The organism is Bacillus kexueae (assembly GCF_022809095.1).
GTDB lineage: Bacteria > Bacillota > Bacilli > Bacillales > Aeribacillaceae > Bacillus_BZ > Bacillus_BZ kexueae.
On the sequence record NZ_JALAZE010000002.1, the window covers coordinates 479,373 to 502,894 of the forward strand.

General features: G+C 38.2%; 25 protein-coding genes. 22 read left to right on the top strand and 3 right to left on the bottom strand.

Going from position 1 to position 23,522, the window contains the following annotated elements; all coding sequences use genetic code 11:
- Positions 1-8: 8 nt before the first annotated feature.
- Both gcvPA and gcvPB read left to right on the top strand, forming a co-directional pair.
- Positions 9-1,355: an aminomethyl-transferring glycine dehydrogenase subunit GcvPA gene (gene gcvPA, locus ML543_RS06645; protein ID WP_243386358.1), complete on the top strand. Its 1,347-nt coding sequence runs from the start codon at positions 9-11 to the stop codon at positions 1,353-1,355.
- The gene (gcvPB, locus tag ML543_RS06650; RefSeq protein WP_243386359.1) at positions 1,348-2,811 is read left to right on the top strand and encodes an aminomethyl-transferring glycine dehydrogenase subunit GcvPB; all 1,464 of its coding nucleotides are present in this window, start codon (positions 1,348-1,350) and stop codon (positions 2,809-2,811) included. Before gcvPA ends, gcvPB begins: the two co-directional genes overlap by 8 nt.
- A 51-nt stretch (positions 2,812-2,862) precedes the next feature.
- Here the strand turns inward: gcvPB and ML543_RS06655 are convergent, their stop codons facing one another.
- Positions 2,863-3,237 (bottom strand): rhodanese-like domain-containing protein, encoded by a 375-nt coding sequence (locus ML543_RS06655; RefSeq protein ID WP_243386360.1) that lies wholly within the window; start codon positions 3,235-3,237, stop codon positions 2,863-2,865.
- A gap of 259 nt (positions 3,238-3,496) precedes the next feature.
- Between ML543_RS06655 and ML543_RS06660 the strand changes: the two genes are divergently transcribed.
- The 4 genes from ML543_RS06660 to ML543_RS06675 all read left to right on the top strand — a co-directional run bounded on the left by ML543_RS06660 (position 3,497) and on the right by ML543_RS06675 (position 9,580).
- The gene (locus ML543_RS06660; protein WP_243386361.1) at positions 3,497-4,336 is read left to right on the top strand and encodes a lipoate--protein ligase family protein; all 840 of its coding nucleotides are present in this window, start codon (positions 3,497-3,499) and stop codon (positions 4,334-4,336) included.
- A 667-nt stretch (positions 4,337-5,003) separates the two neighbouring features.
- On the top strand, positions 5,004-7,568 hold the full coding sequence (locus ML543_RS06665; RefSeq protein ID WP_243386362.1) for a vitamin B12-dependent ribonucleotide reductase: 2,565 nt from the start codon (positions 5,004-5,006) through the stop codon (positions 7,566-7,568).
- Positions 7,569-7,770: 202 nt separating this feature from the next.
- Positions 7,771-8,196 carry a transcriptional regulator MntR gene (mntR, locus tag ML543_RS06670; RefSeq protein WP_243386363.1) on the top strand — a complete coding sequence of 142 codons (426 nt, stop codon included), beginning with the start codon at positions 7,771-7,773 and terminating at the stop codon, positions 8,194-8,196.
- A 508-nt stretch (positions 8,197-8,704) separates the two neighbouring features.
- Positions 8,705-9,580 carry a patatin-like phospholipase family protein gene (locus ML543_RS06675; protein WP_243386364.1) on the top strand — a complete coding sequence of 292 codons (876 nt, stop codon included), beginning with the start codon at positions 8,705-8,707 and terminating at the stop codon, positions 9,578-9,580.
- On the opposite strand, the gene ML543_RS06680 is transcribed toward ML543_RS06675, so the two are convergent.
- Positions 9,577-9,948, bottom strand: coding sequence for an SA1362 family protein (locus ML543_RS06680; RefSeq protein ID WP_243386365.1), 372 nt, complete (start codon positions 9,946-9,948; stop codon positions 9,577-9,579). The genes ML543_RS06675 and ML543_RS06680 overlap by 4 nt on opposite strands.
- A 66-nt stretch (positions 9,949-10,014) precedes the next feature.
- Entirely contained in the window at positions 10,015-10,953 is a 939-nt protein-coding gene (locus ML543_RS06685) for a DUF1385 domain-containing protein (protein WP_243386366.1), read from the bottom strand.
- A gap of 225 nt (positions 10,954-11,178) precedes the next feature.
- Here ML543_RS06685 and ML543_RS06690 point away from each other — a divergent pair, with 225 nt between their 5' ends.
- The 16 genes from ML543_RS06690 (at position 11,179) to ML543_RS06765 (ending at position 23,452) form a co-directional block, all read left to right on the top strand.
- Complete coding sequence (locus ML543_RS06690; protein ID WP_243386367.1) at positions 11,179-11,709, top strand: YqhR family membrane protein; 531 nt, start codon at positions 11,179-11,181, stop codon at positions 11,707-11,709.
- A 230-nt stretch (positions 11,710-11,939) separates the two neighbouring features.
- Positions 11,940-12,383, top strand: coding sequence for a type II 3-dehydroquinate dehydratase (gene aroQ, locus ML543_RS06695; protein ID WP_243386368.1), 444 nt, complete (start codon positions 11,940-11,942; stop codon positions 12,381-12,383).
- The gene (locus ML543_RS06700) at positions 12,384-13,445 is read left to right on the top strand and encodes a M24 family metallopeptidase (RefSeq protein ID WP_243386369.1); all 1,062 of its coding nucleotides are present in this window, start codon (positions 12,384-12,386) and stop codon (positions 13,443-13,445) included.
- A 67-nt stretch (positions 13,446-13,512) separates the two neighbouring features.
- Complete coding sequence (gene efp / locus ML543_RS06705; protein WP_243386370.1) at positions 13,513-14,070, top strand: elongation factor P; 558 nt, start codon at positions 13,513-13,515, stop codon at positions 14,068-14,070.
- Between the two features lie 545 nt (positions 14,071-14,615).
- Positions 14,616-14,906 carry a YqhV family protein gene (locus ML543_RS06710; protein WP_243386557.1) on the top strand — a complete coding sequence of 97 codons (291 nt, stop codon included), beginning with the start codon at positions 14,616-14,618 and terminating at the stop codon, positions 14,904-14,906.
- Between the two features lie 69 nt (positions 14,907-14,975).
- On the top strand, positions 14,976-15,902 hold the full coding sequence (gene spoIIIAA, locus ML543_RS06715) for a stage III sporulation protein AA (protein ID WP_419095348.1): 927 nt from the start codon (positions 14,976-14,978) through the stop codon (positions 15,900-15,902).
- Positions 15,899-16,414, top strand: coding sequence for a stage III sporulation protein SpoIIIAB (gene spoIIIAB / locus ML543_RS06720; protein WP_243386371.1), 516 nt, complete (start codon positions 15,899-15,901; stop codon positions 16,412-16,414). The genes spoIIIAA and spoIIIAB overlap by 4 nt, the downstream gene beginning before the upstream one ends.
- A gap of 24 nt (positions 16,415-16,438) precedes the next feature.
- Positions 16,439-16,645, top strand: a complete 207-nt coding sequence (gene spoIIIAC, locus ML543_RS06725) for a stage III sporulation protein AC (protein WP_243290207.1) — start codon at positions 16,439-16,441, stop codon at positions 16,643-16,645.
- Between the two features lie 23 nt (positions 16,646-16,668).
- Positions 16,669-17,052, top strand: a complete 384-nt coding sequence (gene spoIIIAD / locus ML543_RS06730; protein WP_341482350.1) for a stage III sporulation protein AD — start codon at positions 16,669-16,671, stop codon at positions 17,050-17,052.
- Between the two features lie 15 nt (positions 17,053-17,067).
- Positions 17,068-18,258 carry a stage III sporulation protein AE gene (spoIIIAE, locus tag ML543_RS06735; protein ID WP_279326572.1) on the top strand — a complete coding sequence of 397 codons (1,191 nt, stop codon included), beginning with the start codon at positions 17,068-17,070 and terminating at the stop codon, positions 18,256-18,258.
- Between the two features lie 9 nt (positions 18,259-18,267).
- Positions 18,268-18,903, top strand: a complete 636-nt coding sequence (gene spoIIIAF, locus ML543_RS06740) for a stage III sporulation protein AF (RefSeq protein ID WP_243386372.1) — start codon at positions 18,268-18,270, stop codon at positions 18,901-18,903.
- Positions 18,903-19,544 (top strand): stage III sporulation protein AG, encoded by a 642-nt coding sequence (spoIIIAG, locus tag ML543_RS06745; RefSeq protein ID WP_243386373.1) that lies wholly within the window; start codon positions 18,903-18,905, stop codon positions 19,542-19,544. The genes spoIIIAF and spoIIIAG overlap by 1 nt, the downstream gene beginning before the upstream one ends.
- Positions 19,545-19,546: 2 nt before the next feature.
- Complete coding sequence (locus tag ML543_RS06750; RefSeq protein ID WP_243386374.1) at positions 19,547-20,173, top strand: SpoIIIAH-like family protein; 627 nt, start codon at positions 19,547-19,549, stop codon at positions 20,171-20,173.
- 990 nt (positions 20,174-21,163) lie between these two features.
- Entirely contained in the window at positions 21,164-21,664 is a 501-nt protein-coding gene (accB, locus tag ML543_RS06755) for an acetyl-CoA carboxylase biotin carboxyl carrier protein (protein WP_243386375.1), read from the top strand.
- 11 nt (positions 21,665-21,675) lie between these two features.
- Entirely contained in the window at positions 21,676-23,025 is a 1,350-nt protein-coding gene (gene accC / locus ML543_RS06760; protein ID WP_243386376.1) for an acetyl-CoA carboxylase biotin carboxylase subunit, read from the top strand.
- 19 nt (positions 23,026-23,044) lie between these two features.
- A complete protein-coding gene (locus tag ML543_RS06765; protein WP_243386377.1) occupies positions 23,045-23,452 on the top strand; it encodes an Asp23/Gls24 family envelope stress response protein in 408 nt (135 codons plus the stop codon).
- Positions 23,453-23,522 lie beyond the last annotated feature (70 nt).

The following is a 23,522-nucleotide window of genomic DNA, read 5'->3' on the forward strand; positions in this document are numbered from 1 at the left end:
GCTTTTACATGAAACATCGATACTTACCAATGACTGAAGATGATAAACAAGCGATGCTAGAAGCGATAGGCGTAAAGTCTGTTGACGACCTTTTTGAAGATATTCCTGAGAAAGTACGATTCAAGGGAGAATACAACATTAAAAAGGCAAAATCTGAAACAGAATTAATGAAGGAGTTATCCAAGTTAGCTGCTAAAAATAAAGATTTAAAAACAAATGCATCCTTTTTAGGAGCCGGTGTTTATGATCATTATATGCCGATTATTGTCGATCACGTCATTTCTCGTTCTGAGTTTTATACGGCATATACTCCATATCAGCCTGAAATTTCACAAGGTGAACTTCAAGCTATTTTTGAGTACCAAACGATGATATGCGAACTAACGGGAATGGATATTGCTAACTCATCCATGTACGATGGTGGAACGGCTTTAGCAGAAGCAGCTATGTTAGCATGTGGTCAAACTAAGAAAAAGAAGATTATTGTATCTGAAGCGGTTCATCCTGAATCACGTGCGGTTCTAACCACTTATGCAAAAGGGCAGTATATAGAAGTTATTGAAGCGCCTTTGAAAAATGGAGTAACCGATCAGGAAAAATTAAAAGAATTAATGACGGAAGATGTTGCGTGTGTAGTTGTTCAATATCCAAACTTTTTTGGGCAAATTGAGCCATTAAAAGAAATTGAACCTATTGCTCATACAGGTAAGAGTATGTTTATCGTTTCATCCAATCCGTTAGCGCTAGGGGTGTTGACGCCTCCAGGAAAGCTCGGTGCCGATATTGTTGTAGGAGACGCACAGCCGTTTGGAATTCCAACTGCGTTTGGTGGTCCGCATTGTGGATATTTCGCTGTCACGAAAAAACTGATGCGAAAAGTTCCAGGTCGTTTAGTCGGACAAACTGTAGATGAAGATGGACGTCGAGGATTTGTACTAACACTTCAAGCGCGTGAACAACATATTAGACGTGATAAAGCAACTTCTAATATTTGTTCAAACCAGGCTTTGAATGCGTTAGCTGCATCGGTTGCCATGACTGCCCTAGGAAAACAAGGGGTAAAAGAAATGGCGATGCAAAATATTCAAAAGGCTCATTATGCGAAAACGAAGCTAGCTGAAAAAGGAATCGAAATCACATTTAGTGGTCCGTTCTTCAACGAGTTTGTTGTTCGATTAACAAAGCCTTACGATGTGGTGAATGAGGCTCTTTTACAAAAAGGGATTATCGGCGGCTACCACTTAGGTCGTGATTACCCACAATTGGAAAATCATATGTTGATTGCTGTTACGGAATTACGCACAAAAGAAGAAATTGATACACTTGTACAAGAATTGGGGGATCATCATGCATAAATCAGATCAACCGTTAATTTTTGAGCTTAGCAAACCTGGTCGTGTTGGATATAGTTTACCTGAATTAGATATACCAGAAGTCTCAGTTGATGAGCTTATTCCTTCTGAATATATACGTACAGAGGAGCCGGAATTGCCAGAAGTATCAGAACTAGATATTATGCGCCACTATACAGCTCTTTCCAAGCGTAATCATGGTGTTGATTCCGGCTTTTATCCTTTAGGTTCTTGTACGATGAAATATAACCCTAAGATTAATGAAAACGTAGCTCGCCTTGCAGGGTTTGCTCACATTCATCCCCTACAATCAGAAGAAACCGTTCAAGGTGCTATGGAATTAATGTATGACTTACAAGAACATTTAAAAGAAATTACAGGAATGGATGAAGTAACATTACAGCCCGCAGCAGGAGCTCATGGAGAGTGGACAGGATTGATGATGATTCGTGCCTACCATGAAGCCAATGGCGACACGAATCGAACAAAAGTGATCGTGCCAGACTCCGCTCACGGAACAAATCCAGCATCAGCTACCGTAGCTGGATTTGAAACAATTACTGTTAAATCAGACGAGAATGGGCTCGTTGATCTCGAAGATTTAAAAAGAGTGGTTGGGAAAGATACAGCAGCTCTTATGTTAACGAATCCGAATACGCTAGGACTTTTTGAAGAATATATTTTAGAGATGGCTCAAATCGTACATGAAGCTGGTGGTAAACTGTATTATGATGGGGCCAATTTAAACGCAGTTTTAAGTAAGGCAAGACCAGGTGATATGGGCTTTGATGTCGTCCACTTAAACTTGCACAAAACGTTTACAGGTCCTCATGGAGGAGGTGGACCAGGATCAGGTCCGGTTGGAGTGAAAGAAGACTTAATTCCATACTTGCCGAAGCCAGTCCTTGTAAAGCGTGATAATCGTTATATGTTTGATTACGATAGACCACAGTCAATTGGCCGTGTAAAACCGTTCTATGGAAACTTTGGTATTAACGTACGTGCGTATACTTATATTCGTTCTATGGGACCAGATGGCTTGAAAGCAGTCACGGAATACGCTGTCTTAAATGCTAATTATATGATGAGAAAATTGGCACCATATTTCGACTTACCGTATGATCGCCATTGTAAGCATGAATTTGTTTTATCCGGTAAGCGTCAGAAAAAATTAGGTGTCCGTACATTAGATATTGCTAAGCGCTTGTTGGACTTTGGCTATCATCCACCAACTATCTATTTCCCATTAAATGTGGAAGAGTGTATTATGATTGAACCGACGGAGACCGAGTCAAAAGAAACGCTAGATGCATTTATTGATGCGATGATACAAATTGCAAAAGAAGCAGAAGAAACACCTGAAATTGTTCAAGAAGCACCGCATACGACCGTTATCAAACGGTTAGATGAGACACTTGCTGCAAGAAAACCAGTATTACGATATGAGAAAAATGCATAATAACAAAAGGACCAGCTATATGGCTGGTCCTTTCCTGTAACTATCAATAGACTACTTTCCTTTTTTAATCTTACCTGTCCATTTTTTGAATCCGCCTTGAAGGTTGTAAAGCTCTTTATATCCTTTTCGTTTTAGCATTTGGGCAGCTCGTCCACTTCGAACGGTATTTTGGCAATATAAATAAACTGGTTTATCTGGTCGAATTTCTTGATAGCGTTGACGAAGCTGTGATAAAGGAATGTTTCGAGCTCCTAAAATATGTCCTCCTTCATACTCATTTGGCTCGCGTACGTCAATAAGTTGAGCTTTTCGATAGCCTGCTTTAAATTCTTCTTCCGTTAGCGTTTTCATAATGTTTCGTTGATAGATGTAAGAAATAATTGAATAGACAATGATTGCCCCTAGAATAATTAAAATCCATTCCATGATGTAACCACTCCTTTATGTTAATAAAAATGTCTTTGTGACAATATTATATACATTGTTGACTTGGATGGAATCAACAGCTTAGGCTCCATGAATAAGGAAACTTCGATGAATTCATTGATTCCAATTGAATTTGACAAATTCTATTATAATCATGAATGAAGAAATTGTCATTCTTTTTACGGGGAGAATTATTTTGCAATTATGCTCTGTTTTGATAGACTATATACGAGATTAAGCAAATTAAAGAGGGAATGTTATGGAAAAAAAAGAAATTTGGAATTATATTGATTCGGGGTTCTGTTCCCCAGCGTATAATATGGCGCTTGATGAAGCGTTACTAGAATGGCATAGCGAAGGAAAAATTGCTCCTACTGTCCGTTTTTATGGTTGGGCTCCAGCTACTTTGTCAATCGGATACTTTCAAAAGGTTGAAAAGGAAATTGATTTGGAAGCGGTTAAAAATGCTGGATTAGGGTTCGTGCGCCGCCCAACTGGCGGAAGAGGTGTCCTCCATGATAAAGAATTGACATATAGTGTCATTGTTTCAGAAGATCACCCAGACATGCCTAGCACCGTTACAGAAGCGTATCGTGTTATCTCAGAAGGGATTTTAGAAGGATTTCGTTTATTAGGATTAGATGCCTACTTTGCCATCCCTAAAACAGAAGAAGAAAAACAAGGTTTGAAAAACCCTCGTTCTTCTGTCTGTTTTGATGCGCCATCTTGGTATGAACTGGTCGTAGAAGGCAGAAAAGTAGCAGGGAGTGCACAAACTCGTCAAAAAGGAGTCATTTTACAGCACGGTTCGATCCTATTAGATTTGGATGAAGACTTGTTATTCAGTTTGTTTAAATACCCGAATGAACGAGTCAAAGAAAGGCTGCAGAGTAATTTTAAAAATAAAGCAGTAGCGATTAATGAAATTTCTCCTAAACGTGTAACAATGGAAGAAGCGTGGGAAGCGTTTCGACAAGGGTTTGAAAAAGGTTTAAATATAACATTGAATCCTTATACGTTAACGCCTGAACAAAACGAATATGTTGAACAACTTGCGAAAGAAAAATACAGTTCAGATGAATGGAATTTTAGACGTTAAATGAGAGTGTTAGAAAGTTTTATTTACTTTCTAACACTTTTTTTATTGTTACAGAAAGTTTACGTTCAATAAAGTGTTAAAGTATTCTCTTTACAGTTTTTGGGTGTCTAGCTCCAAGCGCTATCAGCTCGGGTCGCTTCGGCCCTGCTGTGGCGACGGAAGCCTCCTCGCAGGTCCTCCTATGCCCTTCGTCTAAGGACTTGCGCTTTTTCTGTGAAAATAAACATTACCTATGAGCTGAATGATTGATCATGATAGGTAGATGGTAGAAAGGAAAACCCGGGGAGAATAAATTTTCATGTCCGGGGTGTGAGTGTAAAATCATGTATGTTTCTTTATTTAGGCTGTAATATTACCATCGTCTATCTGGTAAAACGGTATCATTTTCTGCCAGTAAATAAATAAAAAACATTGAAATGGAAAGGTTCTACTATTTTCCTAAAATCGCAAGTGGTGAAATTGTTGAAAATAATCGATTTATACCGTTTACCCTCTTTTTTCCTCTAGTTTCCTTCGTTTTTTAGTAAGTTATTCATTTGACTTTTTCAGAAAAGTTGACCTAAAATACAATATATACTAAGAACATTTGTTCTATAACACTATATATTGATTTAAGAGCGTAATTATGATACCTTATATCAAGATGTTTATTTAAGGAGTTGTCGATATGTCAGTTGAGCTAAACGAGCAAAAGAAACTAGATGTAGCAAGATTAAATGAAGATATTCGCTTATTTCCTCAAGTTCATCCGATTACAGAAGATATGAAGATGACGCACAAAGGTGTTTCTCGCCTTGTTATGCTGGATCGCTATGCATTTAAAGATACAGAAAAGATTACTCTATCAATTGGTGATTTCGTCGTCTTAACAATTAAAGAAGATCCGAAGTTTCCTGCAAGAGGGTTAGGGTATATCGTCGACATAGATTGGGAAAATAAAACAGCTTCTGTTCAAGTCGAAGAAGAGTTTAGGCATACATTAAATGACGAACGTGAAATGGAAACAGGGATTATCGTTCGTTCCTTAGATGTGATTGAAAAACCATTAGAAATCTATTACGAGCAAATCGCAAAACGAAATGCGACAGGTTTAGCTTCTGTTGAAGTAACAGAAGAGAAGAAGAACGAATGGTTTACTAAATTTTATGAAGAACTTATGCAGTTGAATTTTATTCCAGCTGGTCGAGTGTTATATGGAGCTGGAGCAGGAACAGATGTTACATATTTTAACTGCTATGTGATGCCATTTGTGAAAGACTCCCGTGAAGGAATCTCTGAGCATCGAAAGCAAGTGATGGAAATTATGAGCCGAGGAGGTGGAGTCGGCACGAATGGGTCAACACTTCGCCCGCGTAATACATTAGCAAAAGGTGTCAATGGAAAGTCCTCTGGTTCGGTTTCATGGCTTGATGATATTGCGAAGCTTACCCACTTAGTTGAACAAGGTGGTTCTCGTAGAGGGGCTCAAATGATTATGCTTGCAGATTGGCATCCTGACATCATCGAATTCATCATCTCGAAAATGCAAAACCCTCGTATATTACGCTATTTAATTGAAAACACACAAGATGAAGGAATTAAAAAAGCAGCTGAAGATAAGCTGAAATTCACACCACTTTCAGAGAAAGAACGTGATATGTACCAAGGAATTGTCAATTTTAAAAATGTTCCTGGTATGGGCGGATTCACAAAACAAACAGTTCAAGAGGCAGAATTAAAGCTTCGAATCGGTGGAACATATTCCGTTCATAATCCTGAATTTTTAACAGGGGCAAATATTTCAGTCTGCCTAACGAAAGAGTTTATGGAAGCAGTTGAAAATGATAAAGAATATGAGCTTCGCTTTCCGGATATCGAAAGTTATGATGAGTCTTTCATGAAAGACTATAACGAGAAATGGCACGAAGTAGGAGATGTTCGGGAATGGGAAAAGCTTGGCTACAAAGTTCGCACGTACCGAAAAATTCAGGCACGTGAATTATGGAATTTAATTAATATATGTGCCACATATTCGGCTGAGCCAGGAATTTTCTTTATCGATAATGCTAATGACATGACGAATGCAAAGGCCTATGGACAAAAAGTTGTGGCGACGAACCCATGTGGAGAGCAACCACTTGCACCGTACTCTGTATGTAATTTAGCTGCAGTTAACTTAGGGCAAATGGCGAAAAAAGATGAGAAAACAGTCGACTTTGATAAATTAAGAAAGACCGTAGAAGTAGGTGTACGAATGCAAGATAATGTCATTGACTCTACACCTTATTTCTTAGAAGAAAACAAAAAACAAGCGTTAGGAGAACGACGTGTTGGTTTAGGTGTAATGGGCTTACACGACTTACTAATTTATTGTGAGACAGAATACGGTTCAAAAGAAGGAAACGAACTCATTGACAAAGTATTTGAGACCATTGCTACAACTGCCTATCGTACATCGATTGATTTAGCGAAAGAAAAAGGGAGCTTTCCATTCTTACAAGGAAGTACGGAGGAAGAAACGAAGAAATTACGACAAGCATTTATTGAAACGGGCTATATGAAAAAAATGCCTGAGGATATTCGTGAAGGAATATTAAAATACGGAATTCGCAACTCGCATTTATTAACTGTAGCCCCTACTGGTAGTACAGGAACGATGGTTGGTGTATCAACAGGGTTGGAGCCGTACTTCTCATTCTCGTATTTCAGAAGTGGTCGACTTGGAAAGTTCATTGAAGTTAAAGCAGATATCGTCCAAGAATACTTAAATGAACATCCAGAGGCAAATTCAGATAAACTTCCTCATTGGTTTATTTCAGCAATGGAGCTTGCTCCAGAAGCTCATGCAGATGTTCAATGTGTCATTCAACGCTGGATTGATAGTTCTATTAGTAAAACGGTTAATGCACCGAAAGGATATACAGTAGAACAAGTGAAAAAAGTATATGAACGCTTGTACAAAGGTGGTGCGAAGGGCGGAACCGTTTATGTCGATGGAAGCCGTGACACGCAAGTATTAAGTTTAAAAGCAGAAGAAAACACGTTTGAAGAATCTTATGAAGAAACCGTAGCAAAAGAAAACGAAGGAAAAGTTGTATTAATGAACACCGTTCAAGATATTCGATCAACCGATGTAACATTCGGAAATGAAGTTGGAAATACATGTCCGGTATGCCGTGAAGGAACCGTTGAGGAAATCGGTGGTTGCAATACTTGTACGAGCTGTGGTGCACAATTGAAGTGTGGTTTGTAATATTCAATCAACTAAATAGGCAGATGAAGAGAGTGACGTTCTCTCTTTATCTGCTTTTCATTTATCTCCACTATCTAACATGATACAACTTGATGTAGGTTAATAGGTTCGTCTTCTGTACCTTGATATTTCAAGGAATGTGGTGTAAACTTGTAATGATTTTGGAAAAGTACGTTTGATTGGAAAGTTTGGAGGAAATCACATGCCAACACCAAGCATGGAAGATTATATTGAACAAATTTACCTTTTAATTGAAGATAAAGGTTATGCAAGAGTGTCTGATATCGCCGAAGCATTATCGGTTCACCCTTCATCTGTGACAAAAATGGTTCAAAAATTAGATAAAGACGAATATTTAATTTATGAAAAATATCGAGGGTTAGTTTTAACAGCAAAAGGGAAGAAAATTGGAAAACGTTTAGTAGATCGGCATGAATTATTAGAACAGTTTTTACGTATTATCGGCGTTGACGAAGACAAAATTTACAATGATGTTGAGGGAATTGAACATCACCTGAGCTGGAACGCTATAGATCGAATTGGCGATGTTGTTCAGTATTTTGAAGAAAGCAAGGAACGTGTTGACGTTTTAAGAAACATACAAAAGAAAAATGAAAATAACGACTAAACGGTACACGAGTGTGTGCTGTTTTTTTATTGTTACAGAAAGGTTACGTTCAATAAAGTGTTAAAATATTCTCTTTACAGTTTTTTTTGGTGTCTAGCTCCAAGCGTCATCAGCTCGGGTCGCTTCGGCCCTGCTGTGGCGACGGAAGCCTCCTCGCAGGTCCTCCAGCGCCCTTCGCCTAAGGACTTGCGCTTTGCGCTTTTTCTGTGAAAATAAAAATTACCTATGAGCCCAATGATCTATCATGATAGGTAGATGGTAGAAAGAAAAAACTCCGGGGAGAATAAATTTTCATGTCCGGGGTGTGAGTGTAAAATCATGTATGTTTCTTATTGTCTTAGGGCGTGGAGGTACATTACTTATTTGTTCACTGGAATAAGAGAGCTGAAACATTTTCAAATAGATTGCATCACTCATTATAAGATGAATACAGAAGGAAAAAATGTCACAATCTCTAATGTAGAAATATATGCTGAATAATGGGTATTACTGTAGGGGAGAGGGGAAAATGAGAATTGACGGTGTTTTTTCCGGTGGTGGAATTAAAGGGTTTGCTCTCATTGGTGCTTATCAAGTTATTGAAGAGCATGGGTTTCAATTTGTTCGCGTTGCTGGTACGAGTGCAGGATCGATTATCGCTGCATTTATCGCAGCAGGTTATTCAAGTAATGAAGTGTTAAAAATGATGGAAGATATCGAATTGAAAGACTTTCTTGATGAGCGCAATTTCATCCCGCTAAAAATGATGAAATGGTTGAAACTCTATTGGAAGATGGGGCTTTATAAAGGTCAAAAGCTTGAAAATTGGCTTCATGAAAAGTTAAAAGCTAAAGGTGTTGAAACGTTCGGGGATTTGCCACAAGAATCTTTACGTGTCATTGCATCAGATTTAACAAATGGGAGGATGATGGTTCTTCCGGATGACCTTCTATCATATGGAATTAATCCAAACAAATTTTCGGTGGCACATGCCGTTCGAATGAGCTGTAGTATTCCTTATTTCTTTGAACCGGTTCATCTAAAAGGGAAAAATGGCACAAGTTTAGTAGTAGATGGTGGGGTGCTGAGTAATTTTCCGATTTGGTTGTTTGACCAAGAACGAAAAAAACGACCTGCGCTTGGCGTTAAGCTAAGTGCTAACGCAGCGAACAGGCCAAAAAATGAGATTGATAATGCATTTGAAATGTTTGGAGCTTTATTTGAAACGATGAAAGAAGCACATGATGCAAGGCACATTGCCTCTCGACACGAACAAAACATTATTTTTATACCAGTAGAACATGCCTTTGCAACGGAATTTAATTTAACAGAAAAGAAGAAGCTTGAACTGATTCAATTGGGTAGGGAAAAAACGGAACGATTCTTTAAAAGATGGGCCTATTAAAACAAGGCCCTGTTTTTCTTTTTATTTTTCTTCCCTTCAATGACTGTAAGATGAGTTGAATCTCTTTTCTTTCGATGTGATATTGTAGAAGTAGGTTTCTTCCCTTTTTGTATTCGATTAACTGATGTTATTGATTGTTGATTATATTTTCTCTTTGATTTCTTCGCTGCACGCACATAAGCCGAATATTCATTGTTCGTCCGTCTACGCATAACAGCTCGAAAAACAAGAAAAATTATCGCAATAATGATGCCCCACGTTAAAAGTTGAGTAAACAACTTCCCTGGTTCTACTAATAATTGAAATCCAAATCCTAAAAGGGCTAAACCAACGATGATAAAAAATAGTGGGTGACGAAAACGGTTCACTAGCGTCCACCTCCCGCTAATCGTTTTACAATAGTTTATTACGTCGAAGCCGAATTGTTTCGGCTTCTATACAATCTCATTTTCTTTCGTTTGATTATTCTCAAGTTGTAAAAGTCTTTTAAAACTAGCAATCGCTACTTCTACTTGATCATCCGTCGGTTCTTTTGTCGTTAATAGCTGTAACCATAATCCTGGATATCCGAAATATTTTAAAATAGGAATATTACGGACTTTATTCGTTAGTTGAAGCACTTCAAATGAAATGCCTAAAACGACTGGGATTAAAAGTAGTCGATTAACTACACGCACCCATAAAGGTTCAACAGGGACGAGCATGTAAACAAATACTCCAACGATGACGGTGAACAAAATGAAGCTTGATCCACAACGGTAGTGTAATCTTGTTGAATTTTGAACATTTTCCACAGTTAGTGGTAAATTATTTTCGTATGCATTAATGACTTTATGCTCTGCACCATGGTATTGGAAAACTCTTTTTATGAGCGGAGTAAATGAAATAGCGTATATATACGTTAATAAAAGTATGAGCTTAAAAAACCCTTCTAATAAAATTTGTCCCATGTCACTTGAAACAATGGGGTGGAATAAAGCTGCAAGAAATACTGGAATCAAGGTGAAGACAAATTTTCCAAACACGAAAGATAATACGCCTAGCAATGCAACTCCAAACCACATCGCTAATTGTGAGGGTTGGGAAAAGTCATTAAGTTTATCATCATCTTTTGGGTCGATATCATACCGCTCTGAAGAGAAATTGAGATGCTTAGACCCGTTTGCACTTGCTTCAATAATTGCCACTATTCCTCTGATAAATGGGATTTTTTTCATCGCACTCAAGCTTTTATTTTGCTTTCGTGGTACATGGAAGTAATCGATTGACTGATCTTTTCGGCGAATTGCTGTTACATAATGATGTTTTCCGCCAAACATTACTCCTTCAATGACGGCTTGCCCGCCATACGCTGCTTTTTTCTCTGTCGTCATGAACACCAACCTACCTATTTACGAACCAATGGTTCATTTATTTACTTATACTTATTCTACAAAAAAGCGTCTAAAACCTCTAGGTAGATGTCCGTTTCTTCCTTATTTTTTAATAAGAAAAGTTTATTTACTAATATACCCAATATTACCCAATCTTAATCAGATACCTCTAGAATCATGATTCTATTCAAAATGGACATACTATACTTGGAGGTGTAAAGTACGATGACAGATGAACAAGCAGTTAAAAAGATGAGAAATGAAGCGAAGAAGGATAGACAGTTGGAGCAAAACCAAAAAGAAGAGCCAATGTCTTTTTTTATGAAAGTAATGTTAACTGGTTTTTTTGGTGGAATCATTTGGAGTCTCCTCGGTTATTTTTCATATATTTTTCATTTCACTACCATAAGCCCTAATATAGTGTTAACGCCTTTTGCCTTAGGAGATTGGAAATATGAACCACTTGGTCAATTTGTTGGTGTATTTATTATTGGAGGTATTGGGGTCGTGGTCGCACTGTTGTATTATGCGACGTTAAAAAATGCCAAGTCTATTTGGGTCAGTATTTTTTATGGTGTGGCACTTTGGGGAGTTGTTTTTTATTTGCTAAATCCGATGTTCCCAGATTTGGAGAGTGTTGAGAAATTGGATATGAATACAAATATTACAAATTTATGTTTATATATTTTATTTGGTGTATTTGTCGGATATACCATTTCTTTTGACCAGCAAGAGTTTGTTAAAGGGAATGAATAGGATGTTAACAAAGATTGGATTATGGTAGAATGTTCATTGACTGAACATTCTTTTTTTAGCGAAAACATGGATCAGTATTTTCGTATGTTGGCGATATTCCCTTATTGGGAAGTGAAATGAGGGAGTTATACATACTTTTAGTCTCACAAACAAGAATTACATCTTGTCCTGCTGGCGAAGGTTGGCTTGGCCAGTAGAGTAATGTGTGTGTAAAGAAAGGTGAAAATTCGATGAAAAAGGTACTCGTCATTAATGGGCCTAATTTAAACCGATTAGGTGTACGTGAACCTGGCGTGTACGGGTCAAAAACGTTAGAGGACTTAGAAAAAGAATTAACGAATTTAGGAGAAGAGCATGGTGTGGTTTTTACCTTTGTTCAATCCAATCACGAAGGAGTTCTCATAGACGCAATACATGAGGCGGATGAAAAAGTGGATGGAATTATTATTAATCCTGGGGCTTTTACACATTATAGTTATGCTATTCGGGATGCAATTGCAAGCATATCTAAGCCAGTAATTGAAGTGCATATTTCAAACATTCATAAGCGAGAAGAATTCCGTCATCATTCTGTCACAGCTCCCGTAACGGTTGGACAAATTGTTGGTCTAGGGTTATATGGATATCATTTAGCCGCATTAGCGTTAATACAACAGATAAAAGGGGATGAGTAAATGAACGTAACAAAATTGAGAGAGCGATTAAAAGAACTAGGGGTAGAGGGTCTTTTGATAACAAGTGAGTATAACCGTCGATACGTTTCAGGATTTACCGGAACGGCTGGTGTTGTTCTTCTCTCTGATGAAGAAGCGGTTTTTATTACAGACTTCCGTTATGTCGAGCAAGCGGAAGCCCAGGTTCGAAATTGTCGAATCGTTGAGCACAAAGGAACAATCGTTGAAGAAGTTGTTAAACAGGCAAAGGCATTGGGCATAAAAAAATTGGGATTTGAAGAACAGCATATGACTTATGCAACATTTACGGCTTATCAAACAGCATTAAACGATATTGAACTTGTTCCTGTTTCAGGTGCTGTTGAAAAGTTACGCTTGATTAAGACTAATGAAGAGATTAAGATATTAAAGGAAGCTTGCGAAATAGCTGATGCTGCTTTTTCGCATATTATTCAATTCATTCGACCTGGAATGAAAGAACTTGATGTAGCGAACGAGCTTGAATTCTTTATGAGAAAAAATGGCGCCATTTCATCTTCATTTGATATGATTGTAGCGTCTGGTTATCGTTCTGCTTTGCCGCATGGAGTAGCAAGTGAAAAAGTCATTGAAAAAGGTGAGCTTGTTACACTTGATTTTGGGGCATATTATAAAGGATATTGTTCAGATATCACAAGAACGATTGCTGTTGGTGACCCAGGCGATGAAATGAAAGAAGTTTATCACATTGTATTGGAAGCGCAGCTGCGAGGCATGAATGGTATAAAACCTGGAATGACCGGAAAAGAAGCGGATGCGTTAACACGTGATTACATAAAAGAAAAAGGATATGGTGATTATTTTGGCCATTCTACAGGCCATGGATTAGGAATGGAAGTTCATGAGGGTCCTGCACTATCTTTCCGATCTAACACACGATTAGAAGAGGGAATGGTCGTAACAGTAGAACCAGGGATTTATTTACCTGGTAAAGGTGGCGTTAGAATTGAAGATGATACACTCATTACCGCTACTGGAAACGAGTCATTAACTCACTCTCCTAAGGAATTGATTATCCTTTAATAGGAGGAAATCATCATACCTATTTGAAAGAGCTTCCCAAGATCATTCATATATAGGAGGAAAAAACATGATTTCAGTAAACGATTTTCGTACTGGTTTAACGATCGAAGTAGACGGAGGTATTTGGCGTGTACTTGATTTCCAACACGTAAAGCCTGGAAAAGGTGCTGCTTTCGTACGTTCTAAATTACGTAACTTACGTACTGGAGCCATCCAAGAAAAAACATTCCGTGCTGGGGAAAAAGTAGGTCGTGCACAAATCGATACACGTAAAATGCAATACCTTTATGCAAATGGCGATCAACACGTATTCATGGATACAGAGTCTTATGAGCAAATCGAACTTCCAGCAACTCAAATTGAGTATGAATTAAAATTCTTGAAAGAGAACATGGAAGTTTCTATTATGATGTACCAAGGTGAAACAATTGGTGTAGAACTTCCAAATACAGTTGAATTAGCAGTTACAGAAACTGAGCCTGGAATTAAAGGTGACACTGCTTCAGGTGGCTCTAAGCCAGCGACAGTTGAAACTGGTCTTGTCGTTCAAGTACCATTCTTCGTGAACGAGGGAGATGTACTCGTTATTAATACAGCAGATGGCACATACGTATCTCGTGCGTAATCGCTGATTAGGAACAAAAAAACAGATGAAGATTCATTTCTTCATCTGTTTTTTTGTTGTTACAGAAAATTTAAGTTCAATAAAGTGTTAAAGTACTCTCTTTACCGTTTTTTTGGTGTCTAGCTCCAAGCGCCATCAGCTCGGGTCGCTTCGGTCCTGCTGTGGTGACGGAAGCCTCCTCGCAGGTCCTCCAGCGCGGCGGGCGCTTTGCGCTTTTCTTAACCAATTTGATATGGACCGTTGAACAGGCGTTGTATGTTTTCTGTAAAAACTCTACATGACTTTCATTTTATATCCATGCTCCAATTGCTTCTTCTCTTTTTTCCTCGTATGTATAAATAGAATTGGTAGGATAAGATAAACAAATACTCCTACGATCCACTGTAATGCCTCGTATATGTAAATAAACAAATACACCCACCCCCATATGTATAGTATATCTAAAAATGTCAGAAAATTCAATTTGTTTTTAGCTGAAACGGTTGATTAAAGTTTCCATCGATATTGGACATGTTTTAATAGAAGTTCTCATAAAGATTACTAGTATGAAAAAAGGGGTGGATTCTATCAATCGTTTTGATCCTACTGTATTAACAATGGCTATCGTCCGCCTAATTTCTTCATTAATAGAACTAACGGCTGCCTTATTAATGTTATGGGTAAACGATGTAAAAAAAGCTGTGGTAATAAATTCGACTCTAGCTGTAGTGGGTCCATTCATTTTTATTATTACAATGACCATTGGCATTTATCATATTGCAGATGAACTATCGTACTCTAAGCTTATTTTCATAGTCCTTGGGGTTTGTTTCATTTTATATGGCATCTTCAAATAACCGGTAGTCATATTGTGTCCAAGCAAGCATACATTGAAAATAACAAACAATTGGGGAAGGGGGATGACTGTGCAAGAGCTGAGAACTATTTTACCGGAAGGAATTAAGGAAGAAACAGAACAATTTTCCCCCGGGATTTGGGACAATATCGAAGAGATTCGTATTCGGGTTGAAAGGCCTGTTGAAATCATTATTCGTGGAAGGCCTCATTTTTTGCGTTATCGTGCAACGGTAGAAGACGGTGTGCAGTTGTTAAATAAAATTAGTCATTATTCCATCTATACACTTGAGGAAGAATTGAAGCGTGGATATATCACGGTAAACGGCGGACACCGTGTTGGGCTTGCGGGAAAAGTAATTACCGAACAGGGGAATGTCAAAGCCATTCGTTATATTACCTCTTTTAATATTCGAGTGGCAAGGCAAAAAATTGGTATTAGTGAACAATGGATACCTTATCTCTACAAAAAAAGATGGTTAAACACACTTTTTTATGGACCTCCACAGACAGGAAAAACGACGATGTTGCGAGATATTGCTCGATTAATTAGCACAGGTCAATCAAATATTCCTCCATTAAAGGTAGGAATTGTGGACGAGCGCTCCGAAATTGCCGGTTGTGTGAAAGGGGTACCTCAGCATCAATTTGGTGTTCGGATCGATGTGCTAGATGCATGTCCGAAAGCAGAAGGAATGATGATGCTTATTCGTTCAATGAGTCCCGATGTCCTGATAGCAGATGAAATCGGTCGTAAAGAGGATACTGAAGCTCTCTTTGAAGCGATTAATTCGGGGGTATCTGTTTTTGTAACGGCGCATGGGGAATCGATGGAAGATTTGATGAAGCGCCCTTCAATCTACACATTAGTAAAAGCGAATGTATTTGATCGGTACGTTCAACTTTCCCGAAAGAATGATCGTCCTGGTTGCGTCGAAAAAATATTTGATACAAACGGGAAAGAAATCTTACTTACAGAAAGAGTGACAACATCATGATTAAATTAATTGGTGCTGTTTTTATATTGCTTGCTACTTCTTGGGCTGGGTTTGAATCATCCAAACACTTACGAGAAAGAACGAAGCAACTGCGTCAATTAAAAGTAGCACTTGCTTCGCTTGAAGCAGAAATTATGTATGGCCATACTCCCTTAGATGAAGCAGCACAACATTTAGCAAGCCAAATGACCAAACCGTTAAGTTGGCTCTTCCAATCTTTTGCAAAGAAATTAAAAGAAGGAAAATTATCAGTTAAAGAAGCGTGGGAAGAGAGCATCAACGACACTTGGAGATATACCGCGCTGAAGCAAGGAGAGAAGGAAGTTTTAATACAGTTTGGTGAAACGTTAGGTCAGCACGATTTAATGTCTCAACAAAAGCATATTCAGTTAGCTCTCGTTCACTTAAAACGAGAAGAAGAAGATGCCGTAGATACTGAAAGACGGTATGAAAAAATGATGAAAAGCTTAGGGGTTTTATCAGGATTATTAATAATAATTTTATTGATGTAGTAGGAAGCTAGGAGGCGTACAAAGATGGGTGTTGATGTAAATACAATTTTTCAAATTGCTGGAATTGGTATTGTTGTCGCATTTCTTCATACAATACTAGATCAAATGGGAAAAAAGGAATACGCACAATGGGTAACACTTCTAGGCTTTATTTATATATTATTTATGGTTGCGACAATCGTAGACGACTTATTCCAAAAAATTAAGTCTGTCTTTCTTTTCCAAGGGTAAAGGAGGGCTTACCAATCGAAATTATTCAAATTGTTGGACTAGGTTTGATTGCAACGTTCCTTGCGTTAATCGTGAAGGAACAGAAGCCCACTTTTGCATTTATGCTCGTTGTTTTTGTCGGCTGTGTCATTTTTTTGCTCCTAATAGATCAAATTGCTCAAATTATTCATATGATTGATTCAATTGCACGAAATGCCAACGTCAACATTGTGTACGTGGAAACGATTTTGAAAATAATTGGTATTGCTTATATTGCTGAATTCGGAGCTCAAATAACGAAAGATGCTGGTCAAGGTGCCATAGCTGCCAAAATTGAATTAGGCGGAAAAATATTAATTTTAGCTTTAGCAATTCCGATTATTTCCGTCATTATTCAAACCATTATTGGATTGCTCCCAAATGCATAGGGGAGGAGGGAAAGTTTGAAGACTTTAACGAATGTCCTTCTTTTTTTCTTAATGTGCTTATTCTTCGTATTTCCTCATCTTGTACAAGCTAACATTACGACTCCACCTCAAGATAATACGGAATCTTTTATACATGAACAAGTTGAGAACCTAGGATTAGAAGAGGTCGCTACATTTTGGGATCACATCATGAATGAGTACGGTGGATTTTTACCAGAAAGTCAAAAAGGGTCAATTTATCAATTTGTAGAGGGCGAAAAAAAGTTCTCAATACAAGAATGGTTTTTAGCGATGGTGAAATTTCTGTTTTATGAAATTGTAGCCAATGGTAAGTTGTTAGGAATGCTCATATTATTAACCATATTTAGTACGTTGCTTCAGCATTTGCAAAATGCCTTTGAGCAAAATACGGTCAGTAAAGTTGCTTATAGTATCGTTTACATGGTTCTAATCATCATTGCGCTCAACAGTTTTCATGTAGCGATATCCTATACGGAAGAGGCAATACAAGGGATGACGAGTTTTCTCTTAGCGTTATTACCTTTGCTGCTTGCGCTGATGGCCTCATCTGGCGGATTAATATCTGCAGCATTTTTTCACCCCGTCATCATTTTCTTGATGAATACAAGTGGGTTGCTCATTCAAAAAATTGTATTACCTCTTTTGTTTCTTTCAGCGTTGCTTTATTTAGTTAGTACACTCTCAGAACAATTTAAAGTCACTCAATTGGCTCAGTTAATGCGCAATATTGGAATTGGACTACTAGGTGCATTTTTAACGATTTTTCTTGGTGTTTTATCTGTTCAAGGTGCATCGGCTGCCATTTCGGATGGCATCACCCTCAGGACGGCGAAATTTGTAACAGGGAATTTTGTTCCTGTTCTTGGGAAGATGTTTACCGACGCAGCTGACACGGTAATTAGTGCGTCCATGCTATTAAAAAATACCGTTGGATTGATAGGTGCTGCTATTCTTCTAATAATCGCTCTATTTCCAGCTCTAAAAGTTCTAGCCTTATCATTTATCTATAAGTTTGCTGCGGCAATTTTACAGCCGTTAGGTGGAGGTCCTGTCATTGATTGTTTAGACATCATAAGTAAGTGTGTAGTCTATATATTCGCTGCACTTGCGATTGTTTCGGTGATGTTCTTTTTGAGTATAACCGTAATTATTGCAGCTGGAAATGTCACGATGATGGTTAGGTAGGTGAAGACAGTGGCTTTTTTAACAGAGTGGGTCTCCAACATCATTTTATTCATTTTATTAGCTTTAGTGGTGGACATGCTTTTGCCGAATTCTTCTATGAAAAAATATACGAAAATGGTTATTAGTTTACTGTTGATGGTCATAATTATCACACCAATTTTTCGAATTATGTCTCATGACCTTCCTCAAGCGATTTCCGAAGTGGATCTCGGAACGAATAATCAAGAGGAGCATGTAAAAAAACAACTTGAAAATAAGAAAAGAGAAATACAAGCTCAAAACGATGCATATATTTTAGAACAGATGGCTGTCCAAATGAAATCGGTAGCAAAAGAGGAGATGATGGAAAAGTATGGTGTGAGCATTAAATCAATTGACTTATCACCCATAGACATGACGACGGAAATAAAATCTGAAGAAGATTTGGCGGAAATTCAATTAACGATGGTTAAAAGTGACGTAGACGAAGATGAAGCGGTTGCAGTTATTCAACCGGTCGAAATTGATGTAGCTAAAAATGATTCAGATCCTCCGATTAAAAGCTTCATGATCGAACAATCGATGAAAAGTGATTTAGCCGAGATTTGGGGAGTTGATGAAGATAGAATTGTTGTTCATTTGGAAGGGGGGGAAGACGAGCGGTAATGGGTGAAAAATCGAGTTTACTAGATAAGTTGAAAAATTTGATGCCGAACTCCGATAAGAAAAATTCAAAGGCACAATATGTTATTGTTCTATTGGTAGTTGGAATCGGGTTTATGATCGTTAGCAACTTCCTTTCCAACTCAAATACTAGCTCGATCGAAACGATGACTGTTGCAGGTGGAGATAAAGAAACAGAAGTGTTTAAACAAACGGATGAAAATCAATCGACCATCGATATTTTTGAGAAAGAATATGAGAATCAGTTGAAAGAAGCGCTAGAGACAATTGTAGGTGTTGAAGATGTAACTGTCGTTGTCAATGTTGATTCTACTTCTGAAAAAATACTAGAAAAAAATACGGTAACCCAAAGCCAATCGACAACGGAAACAGACCGTGAAGGTGGGACACGTGAAGTGGAAGATCAATCGGTTGATAAGCAAGTCGTCATCATCCGCCAAGGAGACAAGGAAACCCCAATCGTCATCAAAACGGAAAAACCAGAAATAAGAGGGGTGCTCGTTGTGGCCAAAGGGGTGGAAAATATTCAAATTAAGAAAATGATAACTGATGCGGTAACACGTGTATTAGACGTACCGAGTCATCGCGTCGCTATCTTACCGAAAAAATCAGGGGGGGAATAAAAGTGTTGAAAAAACAAACGGTGTGGTTATTAACAATGTTAAGTTTGGTGGTCGTTTTGAGTGTTTATTACATTACTTCACCAGATGGTGGAATGAATGCAGACGTTGCGATGATGTCGACTGAACAAGAGGAAGCAACGCAGAAGGAAACAGATCAACCTGCTGATGAGCCGAAGGAAGATGAAGAGGGAGAGAAAGAAGAAGGGGAAAATGGTGAAAATTCAGGGGAAGTAATTGAACAATCTGAAGATGAGGCTATTATCTCAAGTGTATCGAGTGATGATTTATTTACAGCTGTCCGTATGGAATTAGAGGATGCGCGAAACGAACGAAAACAAGAGCTTGAAACAATCATTGGGTCGAATGAAGCTTCAGCTGAGGAAAAAAGTAAAGCATATGAAGAGATGCAGCAGTTATCGGATGTAACATCTAAAGAAAAAGTACTTGAAACGTTAATTAAGTCTAAAGGATATGGTGATGCTCTCGTACAAGCAGATGGTGAGAAAGTAAGAATTACTGTAAAAGCTGAAGATCATTCCAAGAAGAAAGCAAATGAAATCATTCACCTTGTTAAAACAGAGATGAATTGGATGCAAGATGTCGCGGTAACGTTTCACCCAGCTAACTGATAAAAAAGTTCAGCATGTTTGTAAAGACATGCTGAACTTTTTTTGTTTGAGATATCTGTACTTATTCTAATTTTACATCCTGTAACTTCTGCCGAATGAGGCTGTCCAAAGAGTACAGACTTTTTTATTGTTACAGAAAGTTTAAGTTCAATAAAGTGTTAAAGTGTTCTCTTTACAGTTTTTTTGGTGTCTAGCTCCAAGCGCCATCAGCTCGGGTCGCTTCGGCCCTGCTGTGGCGACGGAAGCCTCCTCGCAGGTCCTCCAGCGCCCTTCGCCTTAGGACTTGCGCTTTTTTGTGAAAATAAAAATTACCTATGAGCTGAATGATCGATCATGATAGGTAGATGGTAGAAAGGAAACCCCGGGGAGAATAAATTTTCATGTCCGGGGTGTGAGTGTAAAATCATGTATGTTTCTTATTAGAAATTAAATTTGGTTAATCTCGTCCTGTGACGGACCGGACCCTTTTCTCAGGATAGGTCTGTAGTTTCGGCCTCAAGTGTCTAGCGAACTGACGATAAGTCGATATCTGATCGTATTCCTCGCAGTATCTCTTTTATCTCAGTTGGGGAGAATACGATGGTGGACAGTCGCCTCCCCCTTTTTTTAAATCCCTCCTCGACCCGCAAGCTCGTCTGCGAGGTATTCAGCTCGTGCTGTTCCCACTGGTGTCACCGCCACCTATCTTTCGTTCAAAACCAACTGCAAAAATGGTAGTTCCTTTCGCCCCTCATTAACTTTTCAGACAGCCTCTAAAATCAATTAATTAAAGGTAAAAATAAGGGTAAATTAATTGAAAACGTTTCAAAATTAATTGAATTGTTTTATAATTTATATTAGTTTGTACCTTATAGAGCTTTACAAGGTATATTGAATTTTAGGGATGGAATGTCGTATGATTACAAGTAGTACTAACTTTTAGTACTAGATGCCAAAAAACAATAAACTACTATGCTTGTTCTAGACAGAACAATACAAGGGGTGCTAAACATGTTGAAAATACAAGAAATTCGAGAAATTATTAAGCTTATTGACCAATCTTCTATTGATGAATTTATGTATGAAAACGAAGGTGCAAAAATTAAACTAAAAAAGCATAGTCAAGGGACAGAAACTGTCGTACAAAAAGTTGTACAAGAGGCTGTTTCACAACCGGTACAACCAGTTCAAGCAGAACCAGTTTCTCCAAAGGTTGAAACTGCTCAGCCAAAAGAAGCGGCTCAAGAAGCGCCAAAACATGACGATACGAATTTACATAAAATTACGTCGCCGATGGTCGGTACGTTTTATTCAGCTCCAAATCCAGACTCTGATCCATATGTTTCAGTTGGTTCAAAGGTTGATAACAGTACCGTTGTTTGTATCGTTGAAGCGATGAAGCTATTTAACGAAATTGAAGCGGAAGTAAAAGGTGAGATTGTCGAAGTATTAGTTGAAAACGGACAACTTGTTGAATATGGACAACCATTATTCCTTGTAAAGCCTGAATAAGGAGCGAGTTTATGATTAAAAAAGTATTAATTGCGAATCGAGGAGAAATTGCCGTTCGAATTATTCGTGCGTGTAAAGAGTTAGGCATTGAAACTGTTGCTGTCTATTCTGAAGCGGATAAAGAGTCCCTTCATGTACAATTAGCAGATGAAGCTTATTGTATTGGACCGACATCCTCGAAGGATAGCTATTTAAACTTCACGAATATTATTAGTGTGGCGAAGCTAACGAACACAGATGCCATCCATCCTGGATATGGTTTTTTAGCTGAAAATGCTGACTTTGCAGAGCTTTGCAAAGAGTGCAATATAACGTTTATTGGTCCAAGTGCTGAAGCTATCTCGAAAATGGGAACGAAAGACATTGCCCGTGAAACAATGCGAGAAGCCGGTGTACCAATTGTTCCGGGTTCTCAAGGAATTATCGACTCTGTTGAAGACGGAATAAAGATTGCAGAACAAATCGGCTACCCAGTTATAATTAAAGCGACGGCTGGTGGTGGAGGAAAAGGAATTCGTGTTGCTCGTGATGAAAACGAACTTACAAAAGGAATTCAAATTACACAACAAGAAGCTGCCACTGCATTCGGAAATCCTGGTGTTTATTTAGAGAAATACATTGAGGATTTCCGTCATGTTGAAATTCAAGTGTTAGCTGATAATCATGGAAATGTTATTCATTTAGGGGAGCGCGATTGTACAATCCAACGTCGCCTTCAAAAACTTTTAGAAGAAACACCATCCCCTGCTTTAACAGAAGAAATTCGCCAAAAAATGGGTGAAGCAGCTGTAAAAGCGGCGAAAGCTGTTCAATATTCAGGAGCTGGTACTGTAGAGTTTATTTTTGATTACCGTTCAAATGAATTCTATTTCATGGAAATGAATACTCGAATTCAAGTAGAGCATCCTGTAACGGAAATGGTAACAGGAATTGATTTAATCAAAGAACAAATTAAAGTAGCGGCCGGCGAAGTTCTATCGTATAAACAGGAAGATGTTACATTCACAGGTTGGGCAATTGAGTGTAGAATTAACGCAGAAAATCCTGAAAAGAATTTTATGCCATCCCCAGGTAAAATTGAGATGTATTTACCACCAGGAGGTTTGGGGGTACGTGTAGACTCTGCTGTTTATCCTGGATATTCGATTCCACCATACTATGATTCCATGATAGCGAAATTAATTACGTACGGTGCGACTCGTGAGGAAGCAATTGCACGTATGAAACGCGCACTGAGTGAATTTGTAATTGAAGGCGTATCAACAACGATACCATTCCATATTAAATTACTTGAGCACGAGAAATTTGTAAGTGGCGAGTTTAACACGAAGTTTTTAGAACTCCATAAAGTAATGGAGTAAATGATGTGGAGGTGCCGTTATGAGTGAGTATAACGCATTGGAAATGAATCAAAATGATACGAGCCTAGGGAAAGTGGAAATTGCACCTGAAGTAATCGAAGTGATTGCAGGAATTGCTGCTTCTGAAATTGAAGGAGTAGCGGAGATGCGTGGAAATTTTGCTGCAGGCGTTGTAGAACGATTTGGCAAAAAAAATCACGGAAAAGGCGTAAAGGTAGATTTGACGGAAGAAGGAATTGTCATTGACGTTTATTGTGTAATGGAATTTGGTGTTTCAATTCCCACTGTCGCTCAAAAAGTACAAGACAATATTCGCCAAGCATTGCTTAACATGACTGCTTTAGAAATCAATGAAATCAATATTCACATCGTTGGTATTCAGTTTGAACAAAAGCAAGCAGAAGTTGAAATTGAAGAAGAAATGTAATTCAAGGGGGGTTCAGATATCCGTCCTTTTCGGATGTCTGAACATCCTTTTTTTTATTCCTTAATTATGG